The following is a 3,208-nucleotide window of genomic DNA, read 5'->3' on the forward strand; positions in this document are numbered from 1 at the left end:
ATTGTAACGTAAATAATAGAGAATACATATTAGCGTTTGGGAAGGAGTAACATTACATGATTAAAGTGATTGAAGAGTCAAATAACAAGATTTTTGAAATTATGGTAAATGAGTTACTCAGCAAAGGATATAGAATTGGTGATGCTAGATGTGGCAAAAGTTATGCCGCTATATTGATTAAAAGACAATGCAGATAAATAGTTAATGATTTGATCAGTAATTAAAACATACAAAAACAACATTTTATTAACTTTACGAAGGGAGTTGAATAATTGAAAAGCAATATTTTTATACCCAAAACAATTAACGTAGGATTTCAAAATCGGAGTGATACATATACAAAGAAGTTGGCATATGTGATTTACTATGATGAAAAAGGGGTATTGCGAAAAGAAAAATCATGGAATAGTTGGAGAGACGAGAAGATTGACCCACGGGAAATTGAAAATGTACCAACATCAGGGTTTGTTATAAATAAGAAAGTTGGTGGATACTCTACTGGCTGGAATCACCGGCAAACATATGTGAGAATATATGATCCGAGAAACTTTGAGTTTGAAATTAGTGTACCAAACCTATTGTATATATTAGAAAACACCAACTCAATTAAAGGGAAGGGTTTAGAAGGAGAATTTGTGTATGGTTGGGATGGTACTGATTTATTATTGATTCCAACTAGTTCGCCAGATTATGAAGAACTTACTACATATAATGAAAAGATGTTTAATGCGGATATTATTAAAGCGAAAGATTTGACAGTCGGTGCAACGTATTTAACTAAGGATAATCAAAAGTGGGTTTATCTTGGCAAATTTGACTATTGGGATAATGTTAGAGTTTCAGATGGGTTTAAAGATGAACCTAGTGGTTGGTATGGGAGTTGTAGGGTTGAGCAATATCATTATGAAACACAAGTTAAAGATAAAAGATTCTATTTTTGCAAACTCGTACAATGCAATAACAAACCTGAATTTTACGAGCTAAAAAGTATTAACAAAAAGTTTATTTCTGTAGTAAACAACAAGTGTGTGGATAATTATGCAGAGTTATTTGAAATGCTAGAGAGCTCTAATGTTTATTATTCTCCGATTGATGATACAAAAGACGAATATATCCCGTATTCTTTAGAAGAATTTAAGACGTATATGTTAAACAAGGCTGGAGGTAGATACGTTAACCATTTGAACGATAGAAAAACTAGCTACACTAATACGTGGGTTCGTAGTGATGATGATAATATGTATACAATAGGATATAAAGGAAATCCAGTTACAATAGAAGAGATATATGACGAATTTAAGCCAGTCATTTATAACCAATATCTAATGAATGGTAAATTGTATAAAGGAAGGTATTAAACATGGCAAATCAAAATAATGATTTAAGGATTTTAGAATTAAAGAAACAGATAGAAACAAAGAAAAAATATTTATCAGGAAGAAAAGTAAGATTTACACCGGAGACAAATTGCATTCTGGAATTAGATGGCAGCAAGCACAATTTAAATGTATTAGATGGTGGAGCACTTATGTTTTTGATGTTAAAGTTGAATTTATATAACATGTCAGCTGATAATCTTAAAATGCCACATCCTACAATAAGCGGCTACTCTGTAGACCTATGGATCAATGATATTAAGAGTAAATTGTCCGTATCTGGAATGAAGAGAGAAGAAGCAGATTTACATAAGATGGAGGCAAAACTCGATAAGCTTTTATCTGAAGAAAAGAAAACTGAGCTTGAAATTGATGAAATTGCTGCTCTATTAAACTAGAATCAAAGAGGCATTTTATACGAGGTGGAGGTGAATAAGTAAATGTACCTATCAGACAGAATAGATAAGTATGCGGGCAAGAGAGTGATGGTTGTTTATGCAAATAGGAAATCTAAATATCAAGAAACATTACATATGATTGGTACTGTAAAGAATTGTACGAGTGGCTCAGAACTTGGAGTTCTACTAGACGATGTCAGAAATTCGGCAAGTAAAAGGGGATTGTTTTGGTACAACCCACATGAATTAAAGTTTATTGATGAATTAGAAGAAAATGGAGGATTGAAAATGGAAGGTAATTTTAGAGTTGCAGTAGTTGAATTGGAATGTAGTTATAGTAGTAAGGAGTATGGATTTGCTTTATTTGATGAGAATGTTTATGTTGGAGATACGGTAGTAGTAAATCCACAAAATAAGCTAACCTTAGCAATTGTTAAAGCAATTTATACAAAAGAAGAATATGCAAAGAATGTCACGAAAGAAGTTGTTGATGTAGTAGATTTGGCTGCATTTAACAAGAGAACTGAAGAACGTGAGAATGCTGTAAAATTGGAAAAAGAGAAGAAAGAAATTCAGAAAGAATTAGATAAGAAAATAGCCAAGCTAAAAGATTTAGAATTCTATGAAAGAATGTCTAAAGAGTTGGGTGAAAAAGATCCTGAGATTGCCGAAATGGTTGAAAAGCTGAAAGAGTTAAGTGCTTAAATAATCACAACAAATAGAAATTTCATATTGTAACGAAAGGAGATAATATTGAATATTAAACAAATTAAACCGAAAGGAAAAGATTCTGATAAGTATAGTATTCAACTATATCGGTTTCTAAGTAAAAAAGAGTTGAAATGCGACAAAGTATATTATCAAGCTATGCATCCTGTAAAAGTTGGGTGCGACGAAAATCATGAGCCAATAACTCAATACCAAGAAATGCCCTTTGATATTAATGATTTTAATCTTTGCGATATTTTTCTTAGCTTTCAACCAGCTTGTTATGTGGAAGACCGAAATGACATAACCGGTACAAATCTGCAAACAATATTAGGTAATAGGAAAGATAAATACGAGATATATTGTTATGCATGTGGGTTATCGCCTAGAAAATACGTTGATGTTTCAGAGGTCTTTTGGGCAGAATATATCAAACGTGGTAGATGTATCTGGGATAGAAAACATAATAGGTGGTTACAGGACGATGAAGACAGGTTTACATATGTGGGTAAAAATTCAAGAAGGTGTAACTGGTGCGGTGAGTGGCAGCACAGAGAAATACATAAAAATGTCAAGATTGAGAGAAAAGAGATTTGGGTTTAAACCTATGAAACTGTTATTTGAAGTGATAAGAAAGGAAAAATAAAATTATGAAACCAATTGTAGTATACGATATTGAAAAGTATGACGGAGATGAAAATTTACTCTTAATTAGCAAAGATGTAT

At 32.0% G+C, this 3,208-nt stretch carries 5 protein-coding genes; all 5 read left to right on the forward strand.

Going from position 1 to position 3,208, the window contains the following annotated elements:
* Nucleotides 1-56 precede the first annotated feature (56 nt).
* The 5 genes from ACW2QF_RS18865 to ACW2QF_RS18885 all read left to right on the forward strand — a co-directional run bounded on the left by ACW2QF_RS18865 (nucleotide 57) and on the right by ACW2QF_RS18885 (nucleotide 3,085).
* Nucleotides 57-197 (forward strand): hypothetical protein, encoded by a 141-nt coding sequence (locus tag ACW2QF_RS18865; protein WP_455717562.1) that lies wholly within the window; start codon nucleotides 57-59, stop codon nucleotides 195-197.
* A gap of 75 nt (nucleotides 198-272) precedes the next feature.
* Nucleotides 273-1,358: a hypothetical protein gene (locus ACW2QF_RS18870; RefSeq protein WP_455717563.1), complete on the forward strand. Its 1,086-nt coding sequence runs from the start codon at nucleotides 273-275 to the stop codon at nucleotides 1,356-1,358.
* Between the two features lie 2 nt (nucleotides 1,359-1,360).
* On the forward strand, nucleotides 1,361-1,774 hold the full coding sequence (locus ACW2QF_RS18875) for a hypothetical protein (RefSeq protein ID WP_455717564.1): 414 nt from the start codon (nucleotides 1,361-1,363) through the stop codon (nucleotides 1,772-1,774).
* Nucleotides 1,775-1,816: 42 nt separating this feature from the next.
* Nucleotides 1,817-2,479, forward strand: a complete 663-nt coding sequence (locus ACW2QF_RS18880) for a hypothetical protein (RefSeq protein ID WP_455717565.1) — start codon at nucleotides 1,817-1,819, stop codon at nucleotides 2,477-2,479.
* Between the two features lie 48 nt (nucleotides 2,480-2,527).
* Nucleotides 2,528-3,085 (forward strand): hypothetical protein, encoded by a 558-nt coding sequence (locus ACW2QF_RS18885; protein ID WP_455717566.1) that lies wholly within the window; start codon nucleotides 2,528-2,530, stop codon nucleotides 3,083-3,085.
* Nucleotides 3,086-3,208: the final 123 nt, after the last annotated feature.

This window comes from Anaerosporobacter sp., assembly GCF_965301125.1.